Below are 13,909 nucleotides of genomic sequence, written 5' to 3'. Positions count from 1 at the left end.
CAAGCCAGCTCCCACAGGTATCGCATGCACCGCGAACTCTGTGGGAGCTGGCTTGCCAGCGATGAGGCCCTCAAGAGCGATGAAATTCTAATGCGGCCACGCCTCCACCAGAAAATCCCTCACCGCCTTGATCCGCGCACTCTCGCGCAACGAACGATGGGTACACAACCACACCTCCCGGGTCAGCCCGGGCATCTCCATCACCAGCTCCAGGGTCGGCGTCAGCTTTGCCGTGCGCTTCTCCACGATGCCCAGCCCGGCCCCGGCGATCACTCCGTCGTAGATGCCCAGGGTCTGGTTGCAGCGCAGCCAGGGCGGCGGCGCACCGTCGAGGCCTTGCCACCAGGTTTCCAGGTCCTGGTCCAGGCGCGATTCCTCCAGGCCGACGAAGTCGAGGTTGGCCCAGTCCCGCGCCGTCACCGCCGGACGATGGCGTTCGAGGTACTGGCTGGCGCCGTACAGGGCGAATTCGATCTCGCCGAGGGGCTCGGCAATCAAGTCCTTGGTTTCCGGTTCGGCATAGCGCAGTGAGAGATCCGCTTCACGCCGGGCCAGGTTGACCGGATGCGGCGTGGTCAGCACTTCCATGTCCAGCAGCGGATGACGCGGGCGGATCGGTGCAAGCAGGGCGATCACCAGGAACGACAGCCACTCGTCGGCATTGACCCGTACCGTGCCTTCCACGCTTTCCGGCGAGTCCGCCTCGCGCAGGATCTCGTTGGCCGCGCCCTCCATCTGCTCGGCGAAGCCGGCAATGCGCTGACCAAAGGCGGTGGGCAGGCAGCCGGTGGAGCTGCGTTCCAGCAGTTGCCCGCCGAGTTGTTCCTCCAGCGCATCGAGGCGCCGCGACAGGGTGGCGGTGCTCAGGCGCAGGCGCTGGGCCGCGCGTTTCAGGTTGCCGGTGCGGACCACGGCCAGCAGGACATGCAGGTTGTCCCATTCAAGGCGTTTCATATTTGCAACCACTGCTTGGGGTATTGGCTGTTGAGGTACGGAAATGTAGGTCATAAGCTGGCCGGGTTCAAACGTTTCCAGGAGTCATTACATGACCACCGAAAAGACCCTGCTCACCCGCATCGTCCATGCGCTGGGCTTCGAATGCTTCGCGCTGCTGCTGTGCGCGCCGACCATCGCCCTGGTGATGGACAAGCCGCTGATGAGCGCCGGGCTGCTGACCCTGGCCATCTCGGTCACCGCGACGCTGTGGAACATGCTCTACAACGTCCTCTTTGACCGGCTGCAGGGGCGCCTGGGCTTCCAGCGCACGCCGCTGGTGCGGATTGCCCATGCGCTGGGCTTCGAAGGCGGGCTGATCCTCGCCGTGGTACCGGCGGCCGCCTGGTGGCTGTCGATCGGGCTGGTGGAGGCGTTCCTGATGGAGGTGGGCTTGCTGGTGTTCCTGCTGCCGTATACCTACCTGTACAACCTGGGGTTCGACCGGTTGCTGGAGCGGCGGCGGATGGCCGCGAAGCTGGTGTGCGGCTGAAGGCCTCATCGCTGGCAAGCCAGCTCCCACAGGTTCTTGTGCGCTGCGGACCCTGTGGGAGCTGGCTTGCCAGCGATAGCGTCAGTGATGTCTCAACTGTCCTTGCGGAAACACAACACCTTCGAAACCAGCTTCTGACAAACCTCTCCAGCCTGGTTACGGGTCAACGACTCCACCACCACGAACCCCCGGTCCGGCTTCGACCGCGACGGCAACAGCTCCAGCACCGTGCTGGTGACCTTGAGCACATCCCCCGGCCGGGTCGCCCTTGGCCAGCTGATTTCCCCGCCAGCGCCGATCACCCCGCGTGACAACCGCAGGCTTTGCACCAGCAGTTTCATGGTGATCGCCGCCGTGTGCCAGCCACTCGCGGCGAGCCCTTCGAAGAAGGTGCTCCTGGCGGCATCTGCGTCGATATGGAAAGGTTATGGGTCGAACTCTGTAGCGAAACGGATGATCTGTTCGGCGTCCAGCGCATGTTCCTCGCTGACAAAAACATCGCCAACCGCCAGGTCATCCAGATAGATTGTATTTCCCGCTGGCATTTTTCCGGTCTCCTTGCACGGCACGAGTCAGGTGTTCATCCTCCGGCTCCGCAGCCCGCCATTCAACCCCCGACGGCCCATATGAGCGTTGATTCACACGACACCCGCGACAACGACTGGATTCACATGCGTCGTGACGCGGAAACCGGCATCGAAAGCGTTCATGCGCATTTCGAGGGCCACGCCTACGACCCCCATGACCACGACGAGATGCTGGTGGGCGTGACCCAGCAGGGCGTGCAGCAGTTCAGTTGCAACCGCTCGCTGCATGTCAGTACGCCTGGCCGGGCGATCCTGATCGAGCCGGGCGCGGTGCATGATGGCCATGCCCCGGAAGCCGAGGGGTTCACCTACGCCATGCTCTACCTGCCGCAGTCCTTCGTCAGCCGCATGACCGAGCGCCTCGGCATGGGCGATGCCTCCAGCCTGCAGGCGGCCTTCCACAGCACGCTGACCGACGATGTGCACCTGACCGGGGCGATCCAGCAGGCCTTTCTCGCCCTGCACAACAACGAGGGCCGGCTGGCCCGGGACCAGGGCATGGACCAGTTGCTCGCTGTGCTGTCGCGCCATCTCTACCTAAAGCCGGCTTCGCTGCGCCGCGATTCGCCGGAGGAACTGCAGCGGGCGCGGGACTTCCTGCATGCACAGATGGCCCACGACGTCAGCCTCGAAGAGCTGGCGACCTACTCGGGCGTCGACCGTTTCCGCCTGACCCGGCAGTTCAAGAAAGCCTATGGCCAATCGCCCCATGCCTACCTGGTACGCCTGCGTCTGCGCGCGGCGCGGGCCTTGCTGGCGCGGGGCATGAAGCCGGTGGACGTGGCGGCGGAAACCGGCTTCTCCGACCAGAGCCACCTCGGCGTGTGGTTCCGTCGTGCGTTTCGCATGACCCCGGCGGCCTACCGCCGACAGTGCACAAACCTTACAGACTGACCCGCCCCCCGGCTCCGATCATGACGCCTCGGTTCTGATCTGGAGTTTCCCGATGTTCGACAGCAAAGTAGCCATCGTCGTGCGCGACGACCTTGCCACCTGGCAGCGCCTGAATGTGGTGGCCTTCCTCTCCACCGGTATCGCCGCCGCTGCGCCCGAGGTCATGGGCGAACCCTACGTGGACGCCGCCGGCAACACCTACGGCAACCTGTTCGGCCAGCCGATGATGATCTTCGAAGGCGACCTGGCCGGGTTGCAGAAGGCTCACCGCATCGGCCTGGAGCGCGGCCTGACCCTGTCGCCCTATGTCCAGGCGATGTTCGCCACCGGCCACGACGTGGCCAATCGCGAAGTGTTCCTCGCCGAGGATCCGGCCAACCTGAACCTGGTGGGCCTGGCCCTGCGCGGGCCGAAGAAGGCCGTGGACAAGGCGTTGAAGGGGCTCGCATTGCATGGCTGAGTTCACCGGAATGAATGCGACGACGCTGTGGGGCTTCTGGGCCTTTGCCATGGTCTTCGTGGTGATCCCGGGGCCGGACTGGGCCTATGCGATCGCCGAAGGCCTGCGCGGCAAGGGGGTGATGGCGGCGGTGGCCGGGTTGCTCGCCGGGTATGTCGCCTTGACGCTGGTGGTGGCCGGCGGCTTCGAGGTGTTGGTGGCGGGCAATACCACTTTTCTCACGGGCCTGAGCCTGGTGGGCGCGGCGTATCTGGGCTGGTTGGGCATGGGCTTGTTGCGCAATCCGCCGGTGGTGGAGGCGGGGGCTGAGGCACTGCGGGTCAGCCGGCTCGGGCAGTTCGTCCGTGGTGCGCTGGTCAGCGGCTTGAATCCGAAGGGCTTCCTGTTCTTCGTCGCCTTCGTCCCGCCGTGGACCACTGCCCAGGCGAGCCTGAGCGTCGCCTGGCAGATCGTGGTGCTGGGGTTGATCTACACGGCCAGTTGCGCGGTGGTGTATTCGCTGGTGGGGCTGGGCGCCGGGGTCGCGTTGCGTTCGCGGCCGGCGGCTACGCGCTGGGTCGGCCGGGTGTCGGGCGGGGCGATGCTGGTGCTGGCGGTGATGCTGGTGTGCTCGGAGAGCGGGCTGGTTTGATGGGGATGTTCAGGGCCTCATCGCTGGCAAGCCAGCTCCCACAGGGTTTTGCAGCGACTCGGACCCTGTGGGAGCTGGCTTGCCAGCGATGAGGCCCTGAGAGTCACCAGAACAACATGCCTTGGCAACGCTTCCCTAATGCATATAATGCGAACCACTCCCATTCGCACACCCTTGCCATCATGCCCGATTCCACCTCCAACCCCGAACTGATCGGGGCCCTGGCGCTGCATTACGACGATCTGGTCGCCTATATCCGCCGGCGCTTCCAGGGCAGCCAGTTCGCCCGCGAGGTGGTGCATGACGTTTGCGTGCAGTTGCTGGAGAAACCCCCGCAACAGCCGGTGAAGCTGCCGTTCGCTTTCCTGCGCAAGGTGTCCTTCAACAAGGCCATCGACCGCCGCCGCGCCGATAACAGCCGTGCGGCCTTGATCGACTACACCCCGGACGTCCCCGACTGGCATGTGCACGACCTCGACGGCGCCGCCAGCCTCGACTTCGAGCAGCAACTGCATGCCTTGCTGGCCATCATCGACAGCCTGCCGGCCCGGGCCCGCCAGGTGTTCCTGCTGCATCGCATCCACGGCATGCCACAGAAGGAAATCGCCACCGAGCTGGGCATTTCCCTGAACATGGTCACCCAGCATTTCTCCCGCGCCATGCACACCATCGCCCGCCAGTGGGAACCGGCGCGCCGGGCCCTGGCGACCCCATGAAGAACACCGAGAAACCCGCCGACGCCCTGACCCCGTTCGAGCAGGCCCTGCGCGAGCGTGTGCCGTCCCGCGACGCCCTGCTGGCCGAGGCCAAGGCCCAGAGCGCGCGCCAACGCCAGCGCAAGCGTGCCCTGGGTGGTGGACTGTCAGTGTTGCTGCTGGCCGCTGCGGCCTGGGTTTTCGACCCGTCGTACTACAGCGACGAGGTGCGCGTCGCCATCGGCCAGCGCGAGCGCCTGACCCTGGCCGACGGCAGCCAGTTGGTCCTCGACAGCAACAGCCGCCTGCGCATCGAACACCGCCTGCGCAGCCGCCAGTTCGAGCTGCTCGAGGGCGAAGCGACCTTCACCGTGGCCCACGGCCCGCAACCGTTCATCGTGCGCAGCCAGGGCATTGCCGTGCGCGATATCGGCACCGTGTTCAACGTGCGCAGCGACAGCCGCGGCGTCGCCGTGGCGGTGGTGGAGGGCGAGGTGGAAGTCTCCAGCGCCGCCGTCGCGCCCCGGCGCCTGCTCGGTGGCCAGCAGGTGCAGGCCAGGGACGCGCAGATCGGCCCGGTCATCCCGGTGGACCCGACCCGTGTCACCGCCTGGCAACAGGGCAAGCTGCGCTTCGACGGCACGCCGTTGCGCGAGGTGATCGTCGACTTGCAACGCTATCGCCAGGCGCCGATCCACCTGCTCGACAGCCGGGCTGCCGGCCAGCGGCTTTCCGGTGAATTCGACAGCGCTGCGGTGGAGCCGCTGCTCGACCTGCTGCCGTCGATCCTGCCGATCAATGTGGAGCGTGCCGCCGATGGCCAGGTGTCGATCCGCAGTCGTTGACGGAAAAGAGAATATTTTTCATTCCGGACCTCAACATTTTCCCGGGCCCATTCGCCACTCCCTGTGAGCGTCGATTCAGAACGCGTTTTTCGACTGCACTATCGGGGAGTCCAATGAGCATCAACACATCGCGCCGTTTGCGCCGCCTGTCATTGCTGGCCGTCAGCATCACCTTGGCGACCAGCCTGCAGGCCCAGGAGGCCCGGCATGCCGTGAACCTGCCGGCCCAGCCGCTGGATCAGGCCCTGAACGCCCTGGCCGGGCAGACCGGGGCGCGCATCCTGTTCGCCACCGACAGCGCCGAGGGCCTGCAGGCGCCGGCCTTGAGTGGCGACGTCACGGTGGAGCAGGCCCTGCAACGCCTGCTGCGCGGCAGCCGCCTGAAGCTGCAGAAAACCGGGGACGGCAGCTACCTGGTGTCCAGCCCGGCTTCCGCCGACGACGGCGCGCTGCAACTGGACGCCACCAGCATCAACGCCAGTGGCCTCGGTGCCACCAGCGAAAGCACCGGCTCCTACACCACCGGGACCATGAGCAGCGGCACCAAGCTGGCCCTGACCCCGCGGGAAACCCCGCAGTCGGTGAGCGTGGTGACCCGCCAGCGCATCGAGGACCAGGCCATGACCACCCTCGGCGATGCGGTGAAGTACACCACCGGCCTGACCCTGACCAAGTGGGGCGGCGAGCGCGAGCGCTTCAACTCCCGGGGTTTCCAGTTGAACAACCTGATGGTCGACGGGATTCCCGTGGCCTACGACGAAGCCAGCCTGTCCACCGGCCTGTTGTCCATGTACGACCGGGTCGAAGTGGTGCGTGGCGCCTCGGGCCTGATGGAGGGCGCGGGGTCCCCGGGCGGCTCGATCAACCTGGTGCGCAAGCGCCCCACCGAAACCTTCCAGGGCAGCATCACCGCCGGCGCCGGCAGTTGGGACAACTACCGCGGCGAACTGGACCTCAGCGGCCCGCTCAATGCTAGCGGTACGCTGCGCGGGCGCACCGTGCTGTCGCTGCAGGACCGCAATTCCTACATCGACGACTATGAGAACCGCCGCAGCCTGTTCTACGGCGTGCTCGAAGCCGACCTCGACGACGCCACCACGGTCGCCGTGGGCTACAGCTGGAGCCAGGACAACAACCCCGGCGCCGACTGGAACGGCCGCGGCACCAACGCCGATGGCAGCTTCCTCGATATTTCCCGCTCGACCCGGATGAGCCCGAGCTGGTCGTACTGGGACAAGGAAAGCAGCACGGTCTTCGCCGACATCACCCACCGCTTCGCCAACGACTGGACGGCGAAGTTCGCCGCCACTGCGCTGAAAAGCCAGATGGACATGTTCGGCTCCTACCTCTATCGCCCGGACGAGACCTCCCGCGACCTCGGTTTCGGCTTCGGCAAGTACCACTACGAAAACACCCAGACCAGCCTCGACGGCTATGCCAGCGGTCCGTTCGAACTGTTCGGCCGCAGCCATGAGCTGGTGGTCGGCGGCAGCTACCGCCAGCAGGATATCGACGACGGCCCTGGCGGCTGGCCCCTGGGCTTCGTCTACGAGTTCGACCCGCTGGCGTTCAATGGCAAGGGCGTGCCCAAGCCCGCCATCAGTGACGCCTGGTCGCGGGACGGCAAGATCGACCAGTCCAGCGTCTACCTCACCGCGCGCTTCAGCCTGACCGACGCCCTGAAGATGGCCGCCGGCGGGCGCCTGGACTGGTACGCCTACGAACTGACCACCCATTCCGGCACCTGGACCGGCAACGACGAGTACAAGGCGACCCGGGAATTCACCCCCTACCTGGGCTTCACCTACGACCTGAACGACACCTATACCGCCTATGCCAGCTGGACGCGGATCTTCAATCCGCAGAACTACAGCATGGCCGGCGGCGGTCTGCTGGACCCGCAGGAAGGCAGCAACTATGAGGTCGGGCTCAAGGGCGAGTACTTCGACGGGCGCCTGAATGCCAGTGTCGCGCTGTTCCAGATCGACCTGGAGAACCTCCCGGTGCAGCTGGATGCCGCCACCTGCGGGGCCATGCCGGACTGCTACGGGGCGTCGGGCGAGGTGCGCAGCCGGGGCGTCGAGTTCGAGGTCAGCGGCGAAGTGCTGCCGGACTGGCAACTGTCGGCCGGCTACACCTACAACTACGCCAAGCACCGCAAGCCCAGTGACTATGCGCCGATCGGCACCCAGTCCAGCGGCGAGCGCTACGGTACCAACCTGCCGCTCAACCTGTTCAAGCTGGCCACCAGCTACCGCCTGCCGGGTGACTTGAACCGCTGGAAGGTCGGTGGCGGTCTGCATGTGCAGAGCGATATCTACACCAGCGCCGGCATCGAGCAGGGCGGTTACGCGGTGACCGACCTGTTCGCCAGCTATGATGTCGACCGGCACCTGAGCGTCAGCCTGAACGCCAACAACATTTTCGACCGCGATTACTATTCCAGCATCATGACCACCGTTGGCGGCAATTTTGTCGGCGATCCGCGCAACTACATGCTGACTGCCAAGTACCGCTTCTAATTCGGGGAGTGCTTTCGGGCCCCATCGCAGCGATGGGGCCATCAGCAATCAGCGTGCATCCACCAGACGGATACTGTCCCGCCCACCGCGCTTGGATTCATACAGTGCCGCATCGCTCTGCTCGATCAGCGCCGCGAGGCTGGCCGGCGGGTATTCGAACAGGTTGGCGCCGATGCTCAGGGTCACCGGCTCCGGCGTGACGAAGGTCGAAGCCTGGTGACGGAAGCCGTCGCGCAGGGCGCTGCCGAGGGCGACGATGCGTTCGGGGGAGGCATTGCCCAGCAGGATCACGAATTCATCGCCGCCCAGCCGCGCCGCCAGGGCGTCTTGCGGCAGCCCGGCGAGGATCATCTCGCCGAGGCTCACCAGCAGGCGGTCGCCGGCCGCATGCCCGTACAGGTCGTTGACCAGCTTGAAGTTGTCGATATCGATCAGCAGCAGGGCACCTGGATGCTGCACCGAAACATTGTCCAGCAGGCGCGGCGCCCGCACTTCCAGGGCGCGGCGGTTGTACAGGGTGGTCAGCGGGTCGCGGGCGGCGAGGCGGGCGATGCGCTTTTCCCGACGGTAGCGTTCGCTGCCGGTCATCGACAGGGCGATCAGCATCAGCGCCACCGCACCTTCCACCAGGGAGATCTGGATGATCTCGCCGCGGAACGAGGCCAGGTCCAGCAGGGTCCCGGGGACCATCGCCAGGCAGGCCTTGAGCACGTAGAACAGGCCGTGGCCGAGCATTACATAGCGCAACTGCACGGCGCCGACGCTGAGGGACCTGCCGTGAGGCCGCAGCAGGGCGCTGGCGCGCAGGGCCAGAACGCCCACCAGGCCGGCATTGAAGAAGGTCATGACCTTGGACCACCACTGGTCGTCGGGCAGCAGGAGCAGCGCGCCCCAGAGCACGAAGATCAGGTACCAGGCCCGTGACAGGCGGGTTTCGGTGAAACGCGCGACACCCAGAAGGAACAGCCAGTGGGCGGTCACCAGCAGGCCGTTGGCGAACCAGATGCCCAGCACCAGCAGGCCGTTGCTGCGCATCAGCGCCAGGGTCGAGCCGATGGTGATGGTGGCGAAGCCGGCGCTCCAGAACAGCAGCGAGTTTTCCCGCACGCTGCCCCATTCGATCGCCAGGTACAGCGCGGCGGTCGCGGCGAGGACGACAGTGAGGACCAGCATGGTAGGGGGATCGAGCGTCATGTACTGACGGGACCTTTCTTGTTAATTACGAATGGGGCGGGATTGTAAGCTGTTGAAACGTTTTTTCGGAGCGTTGTGGACGTTTTGTCACGTTTGTTTCGTTGCTGGGGCTGATGGCCTCATCGCTGGCAAGCCAGCTCCCACAGGGGTCGCGGCGTACACAGAACCAGTGGGGAGCTGGCTTGCCAGCGATAGGGCCATCAGCCACAACCTCCATCCATGTCCGTCCCCACCCTCCGATTGTCCGTATCCCGCCCCCCGCCACGGTTGTCCCGCCATCCTCCGCTGCCAAGATGGTCGGCAAAGACTTTTGCCGCGGAGGTGGACGCTGTTGGGTACGCTGGCCAGGGTTTGCAGTCCGGTCGAGGCACTGCGCTTCGACCGCTTTATCGTCCACACCGGACAACGCCTGCTGCTCGCCGACGGCCAGCCGCTGCGCCTGGGCGGTCGGGCGCTGGAGATTCTCCTGGTGCTGCTCGAACACGCCGGCGCGGTGGTCGACAAGCAGACCCTGCTGGCCCGGGTCTGGCCCGGCAGCGTGGTTGAGGAAATCAACCTGCGGGTGCATATCGCCGCCCTGCGTCGGGCCCTCGGCGACGGTTTTATCGTCAACCTGCCCGGCCAGGGCTACTGCTTCGTCGCCCCCGTGCGGCGCGAAGGCCAGGCCCCCGTGCTGCCGGCGAACAACCTGCCCACACGCCTGAGCCGGATCATCGGCCGCGACGAGGAACTGGCGGCCCTGGCCTTGCTGCTGGCCCAGCGGCGCCTGGTGACCCTCACCGGACCGGTCGGCGTGGGCAAGAGCAGCCTGGGCCTGGCCGCCGCCGAGGCGCAGGCCAAGCGCTGGCGCGATGGCGTGTGGCTGCTGGATTTTGCCCAGGCGCACTGCGCGGACGACGCCGTGGCCGGGTTGCTGCGCGACCAGGGCCTGCAACCCCGCAGCGATTGTCCCCTTGGCGGACTGCCCGGCCATCTGCTGCAACGCCAGGCGCTGCTGGTGCTGGACCATTGCGAGGCCCAGCCGAAAGCCAGCCGCCGCCTGGTCGACGCCCTGCTGGCACTGGCCCCGGGCGTGAGCCTGCTGGTAATCGGCCGCGAGCCGCTGCGGGTGCGTGGCGAGACCCTGCTGCCGGTCTCGCCCCTGGCCGTCCCACCGGGCAGCGACGCCCACAGCGTCGAGCAGTTCATGAGCTATGCGGCGGTACGCCTGTTCGTCACCTGCGCCCAGGCCCGCCAGCCGGATTTCCAGCTGCGTCAGCAGGACCTCAAGACCGTCTGGGACATCTGCCGGCGCCTCGACGGGCTGCCCCTGGCCCTGGAACTGGCGGCGGCGCAGATCGATGTGTTTGCCCTGGTCGGCCTGCGTGCGCAGTTGAACGAGGGCTTGCAGGTGCTCAATCGCGGCCGGCGTACCGCCGAGGCCCGGCATCAGTCGTTGAAGGCGGCGCTGGACTGGAGTTTCCAGCGCCTGTCCGACGCCGAGCAGCAGGTATTGCAGTGCCTGGTCACCCTGGGTCGGGGCTTCAGCCTGGAGCAGGCCGTCGCCCATGCCGCCGCCGCCGGCCTCGGCCCGCTGGTGACGGTCCGGGCGGTGGAGCAACTGGCGGCCAAGTCCCTGCTCACGGTGGAACATGGCCTGGCGCGCTACCGGGTGCTCAACAGCACCCGCTGGTACCTCGGGCAGGTGCGCCAGTCAGTCCCGGCGTAGCGGCAGTTGCTCCAGCAGATGCCGGGCACGCAGCAGCTCGATGCTGGCGAAACCTTCCTTGAAACGTGCGTAGACCGGTGCCAGCAACTGCCGCGCCGGTAGCGGTCGTTGCTGTTCCAGCCAGAGTTGCGCCAGGGCGGTGGCGCTGCGCAGTTCCCAGGCCAGGGCCTGCTGCTTGCGCGCCACACCCAGGGCCTTGAGCAGCAGGCTTTCGGCCTCCTGGCGGGCATCGCCGGTGGCAGCGTTCAGCAGCTCCGCCGCCCGGGAGCAGAGCAGGGCGGCACTGGCCCAGCCCGCTGCGCCGCTCTGGGCCCGTTGCAGCAGGGTGGCGTCCACCCGGCCCGGCACCAGGGTCGCCAGCAGATCGCCGATCAACCCGTTGGCTGCGCCCAGCGGCCGTTCAGCCGCCGTTTCGAACGCCTGGGCGTAGTGCTCCGACCAGTCGCGGAACAAGCCCACCGAGTGACGCAGCGACTGCTCGCGCAGCAGGCGCACCCGCTCCCGCGCCAGCTCCCGGTCGCCGTTGTACCAAGGGATCACGCAGCCGCTCAGGGCGAGGGTGTAGCAGAGGGTGGTGCCATGGTTGATCTGCACCGCCAGTTCCAGGGCCTGGTTGGCGCTGCACGCGGCCTGCTCCGGCAAACCTTGCAACCAGAGGATCCGTGCCTGCAGGGTCAGGGCGGCGACGCTCTGGTCGTACTGCACGCCGAAGCCATGGGTAAAGCGGTTGAGCCGGCCGCTGTGGGCCATGCGTTGCAGGGCGTCGTCCGATTCACGCCGGGCGCCGGCCTGGTCACCTGTGAAATGCAGGCCAAGACCGCGCAGGCGCTGGGCGCTGAGGGCCAGTTGCGGGTCCTGACTGAGGCCGCGCTGGTCGAAGTCGCGGCTCAGTTGCAAGGCTTCCTGGTATTCGCCGCGGCTCAGGTGCACCGCCATATTGCCGGAGATCGCCCGTAGCTGGCCGGGCAGGTCGCCGTGGGCTTCGGCCATGTGCCGGGCGCTGGCAAAAGCGTCGAGGGTGGTGGGGACGCCGCCGTGATCGTGGTAGCTGAAGGTGCCCATGGCGAGCTTCAGGTTGATCGCCAGGCTGCCGCCGGGATGGGCGTCGGCTTCCAGGCGGCGCAGGGCCTTGCGGATATGCCGGCCATGTTCCGAGAGCAGCGAAAGCTCTTGCCACAAGGGCGCGGAGGCGGCGGTCAGGCGTGCGCCCAGTAATCCTGCCTCGGCATTGGCGAAACCCCATTCCAGCGCGCCGCGCAGGTCGTCCAGGCAGCGCGAGTAACGTTCCAGCCACTGTTCGGCACTGGTCCGCGACCACTCCCGTTCGGCTTGCTGCATGATCGCCAGGCAGCGCTCGGCATGGCGCTTGAGCGCTTCGGGCAGCTCGCCGGCCTGTTGCAGCTTGTCCAGGGCGTAGCTACGAGTGGTGTCGAGCATGCGGTAGAACACGTCTTCGTCGCCGACATCGACATTGAGCAGCGACTGGGTGACCAGTTGGCTCACCGCATCGCGCACCTGGTCCGGGGACAGGCGTTCGCCCGCCGCCAGGGTCATCGCCGAGTTCAGGCTGAAACCGCCACGGAACACGCTGAGCCGGCGCAGCACGGTGCGTTCGCTGTCGGCGAGCAACTGGAAGCTCCAGTCCAGGGTGGCGCCGAGCAGGTGCTGGCGGCGCTCGTCGCCCGGCACCGGCAGCAGGTGGCGGCGCAGGTCGGCGAGCAGGGTGTCAGGGCCGAGGCTGGCGAGTTGCGCGGCGGCCAGTTCCAGGGCCAGGGGGATGCCGTCCAGTTGGCGGCAGATGGCAACCACGGTGGCTACGTTGCCGGCATTCAGTTCGAACGGTTCCTGGTTGGCGATGGCGCGCTCGACGAACAGTTGCACCGCGCCGTAGTTCAGGGCCACGGCGGGATCGTCGGGGGCATCGGCGGGCGGGCATTCGAGGGTTTCCAGGCGCTGCACCGCCTCGCCTTCGGCGCGCAGGCTCTCGCGGCTGGTGACCAGGATCTGCAACTCCGGGGCGCAGCGCAGCAGGTGCTCGCAGAGGCTGGCGACCGAGTCCACCAGGTGCTCGGCATTGTCGAGCAGCAACAGCAGATGCCGCTCGCGCAGGTGTTCGCACAGCGCCTCCAGCGGCGCCTGGTCGGGCAGGGCGAGGCCGAGCACCCCGGCCAGGTTGCTGACGATGGTGGACGGGCTGGTGAGGGTGCTGAGGTCGAGCAGACGGATGCCGTCGCGGTACTGGCCGATCAGTTGCTCGGCGACCCGCAGGGCCACGGTGGTCTTGCCGATGCCGCCGGGGCCGGCGAGGGTCAGCAGGCGCTGGCGGGTCAGTTGCCCGAGCAGTTGATTGACCAGGATCTGCCGACCGATCAGGCGGGTGCGCCGCAGGGGCAGGTTGTGCGGCACCTGGGTCGGTGCCAGGGGCTCCTCGGTCTGGGCGCGCAAGGGGGCGACAAAGCTGTAGCCGCGCTGGGCGACGGTGACGATGTAGCGCTGCCCGCCCTGGCCATCGCCAAGAGCCTTGCGCAGGGCGGCGATATGCACCCGCAGGCTGATGTCCTCGACCACGGTATCCGGCCAGACCCGGGCCATCAGCTCGCTTTTGCCCAGCACTTCGCCGGGGTGTTCCAGCAGCGCCAGGAGAATGTCCATGGCGCGCCGGCCGAGGCGCAGGGGGCGGTCGTTTTCTACGATCAGGCGCTGGCCGGGAAAGACCCGATAAGGGCCGAACTGCACGGCCTGTTCACGGTGACGGCTCACTTCATACTCCTGACGCTGTTCCGACTGCCGGCAAGGGCCATGGAAGGGCTCTGGCCTGTGGTTTGCGAGCATGTTGGGGAGGTTTGCCCGACAAGGCAATGCTTCCTTGGGCCTTGGTGGCTTTTTG

Annotated in this window: 12 protein-coding genes; 8 read left to right on the top strand and 4 right to left on the bottom strand. The window is 66.9% G+C overall.

All coding sequences use genetic code 11. From position 1 onward, the window contains the following. Window positions 1–87 precede the first annotated feature (87 nt). A complete protein-coding gene (locus AC2CQI_RS08955) occupies window positions 88–954 on the bottom strand; it encodes a LysR family transcriptional regulator (RefSeq protein ID WP_075804607.1) in 867 nt (288 codons plus the stop codon). Window positions 955–1,045: 91 nt separating this feature from the next. Here AC2CQI_RS08955 and AC2CQI_RS08950 point away from each other — a divergent pair, with 91 nt between their 5' ends. Continuing rightward, entirely contained in the window at window positions 1,046–1,486 is a 441-nt protein-coding gene (locus AC2CQI_RS08950) for a multidrug/biocide efflux PACE transporter (protein WP_075804606.1), read from the top strand. A 92-nt stretch (window positions 1,487–1,578) separates the two neighbouring features. On the opposite strand, the gene AC2CQI_RS08945 is transcribed toward AC2CQI_RS08950, so the two are convergent. Continuing rightward, complete coding sequence (locus AC2CQI_RS08945; protein ID WP_484579916.1) at window positions 1,579–1,827, bottom strand: hotdog family protein; 249 nt, start codon at window positions 1,825–1,827, stop codon at window positions 1,579–1,581. A gap of 285 nt (window positions 1,828–2,112) precedes the next feature. On the opposite strand from AC2CQI_RS08945, the gene AC2CQI_RS08940 reads away from it, so the two are divergent. From AC2CQI_RS08940 to AC2CQI_RS08915, 6 genes are all read left to right on the top strand, one after another. After that, window positions 2,113–2,967, top strand: a complete 855-nt coding sequence (locus AC2CQI_RS08940; RefSeq protein WP_484579915.1) for an AraC family ligand binding domain-containing protein — start codon at window positions 2,113–2,115, stop codon at window positions 2,965–2,967. 52 nt (window positions 2,968–3,019) lie between these two features. Next, a complete protein-coding gene (locus AC2CQI_RS08935) occupies window positions 3,020–3,427 on the top strand; it encodes a DUF2000 family protein (protein ID WP_484579914.1) in 408 nt (135 codons plus the stop codon). After that, window positions 3,420–4,058, top strand: a complete 639-nt coding sequence (locus tag AC2CQI_RS08930) for a LysE family translocator (RefSeq protein ID WP_484579913.1) — start codon at window positions 3,420–3,422, stop codon at window positions 4,056–4,058. The genes AC2CQI_RS08935 and AC2CQI_RS08930 overlap by 8 nt, the downstream gene beginning before the upstream one ends. 182 nt (window positions 4,059–4,240) lie before the next feature. After that, window positions 4,241–4,774: an RNA polymerase sigma factor gene (locus AC2CQI_RS08925; RefSeq protein WP_484579912.1), complete on the top strand. Its 534-nt coding sequence runs from the start codon at window positions 4,241–4,243 to the stop codon at window positions 4,772–4,774. Further along, entirely contained in the window at window positions 4,771–5,598 is an 828-nt protein-coding gene (locus AC2CQI_RS08920; protein WP_484579911.1) for a FecR family protein, read from the top strand. Before AC2CQI_RS08925 ends, AC2CQI_RS08920 begins: the two co-directional genes overlap by 4 nt. A gap of 113 nt (window positions 5,599–5,711) precedes the next feature. After that, window positions 5,712–8,120: a TonB-dependent siderophore receptor gene (locus AC2CQI_RS08915; protein WP_484579910.1), complete on the top strand. Its 2,409-nt coding sequence runs from the start codon at window positions 5,712–5,714 to the stop codon at window positions 8,118–8,120. Window positions 8,121–8,168: 48 nt separating this feature from the next. Here AC2CQI_RS08915 and AC2CQI_RS08910 read toward each other — a convergent pair whose 3' ends face one another. Continuing rightward, window positions 8,169–9,314: a GGDEF domain-containing protein gene (locus tag AC2CQI_RS08910; RefSeq protein ID WP_484579909.1), complete on the bottom strand. Its 1,146-nt coding sequence runs from the start codon at window positions 9,312–9,314 to the stop codon at window positions 8,169–8,171. A gap of 331 nt (window positions 9,315–9,645) precedes the next feature. On the opposite strand from AC2CQI_RS08910, the gene AC2CQI_RS08905 reads away from it, so the two are divergent. Further along, entirely contained in the window at window positions 9,646–11,022 is a 1,377-nt protein-coding gene (locus tag AC2CQI_RS08905) for an ATP-binding protein (protein ID WP_484579908.1), read from the top strand. Here the strand turns inward: AC2CQI_RS08905 and AC2CQI_RS08900 are convergent. Further along, entirely contained in the window at window positions 11,008–13,782 is a 2,775-nt protein-coding gene (locus AC2CQI_RS08900; protein ID WP_484579907.1) for an ATP-binding protein, read from the bottom strand. The genes AC2CQI_RS08905 and AC2CQI_RS08900 overlap by 15 nt on opposite strands. Window positions 13,783–13,909 lie beyond the last annotated feature (127 nt).

The organism is Pseudomonas sp. P2S-1, from assembly GCF_057197725.1.
The sequence above is the reverse complement of the archived record's forward strand: the minus strand, read 5'-3'. Positions and strand labels throughout refer to the sequence as shown.

What these genes read in the sequence shown, in the direction of transcription:
- AC2CQI_RS08955 (WP_075804607.1), bottom strand. Translation starts at nt 954, where the DNA reads ATGAAACGCCTTGAATGGGACAACCTGCATGTCCTGCTGGCCGTGGTC.
- AC2CQI_RS08950 (WP_075804606.1), top strand. Translation starts at nt 1,046, where the DNA reads ATGACCACCGAAAAGACCCTGCTCACCCGCATCGTCCATGCGCTGGGC.
- AC2CQI_RS08945 (WP_484579916.1), bottom strand. Translation starts at nt 1,827, where the DNA reads ATGAAACTGCTGGTGCAAAGCCTGCGGTTGTCACGCGGGGTGATCGGC.
- AC2CQI_RS08940 (WP_484579915.1), top strand. Translation starts at nt 2,113, where the DNA reads ATGAGCGTTGATTCACACGACACCCGCGACAACGACTGGATTCACATG.
- AC2CQI_RS08935 (WP_484579914.1), top strand. Translation starts at nt 3,020, where the DNA reads ATGTTCGACAGCAAAGTAGCCATCGTCGTGCGCGACGACCTTGCCACC.
- AC2CQI_RS08930 (WP_484579913.1), top strand. Translation starts at nt 3,420, where the DNA reads ATGGCTGAGTTCACCGGAATGAATGCGACGACGCTGTGGGGCTTCTGG.
- AC2CQI_RS08925 (WP_484579912.1), top strand. Translation starts at nt 4,241, where the DNA reads ATGCCCGATTCCACCTCCAACCCCGAACTGATCGGGGCCCTGGCGCTG.
- AC2CQI_RS08920 (WP_484579911.1), top strand. Translation starts at nt 4,771, where the DNA reads ATGAAGAACACCGAGAAACCCGCCGACGCCCTGACCCCGTTCGAGCAG.
- AC2CQI_RS08915 (WP_484579910.1), top strand. Translation starts at nt 5,712, where the DNA reads ATGAGCATCAACACATCGCGCCGTTTGCGCCGCCTGTCATTGCTGGCC.
- AC2CQI_RS08910 (WP_484579909.1), bottom strand. Translation starts at nt 9,314, where the DNA reads ATGACGCTCGATCCCCCTACCATGCTGGTCCTCACTGTCGTCCTCGCC.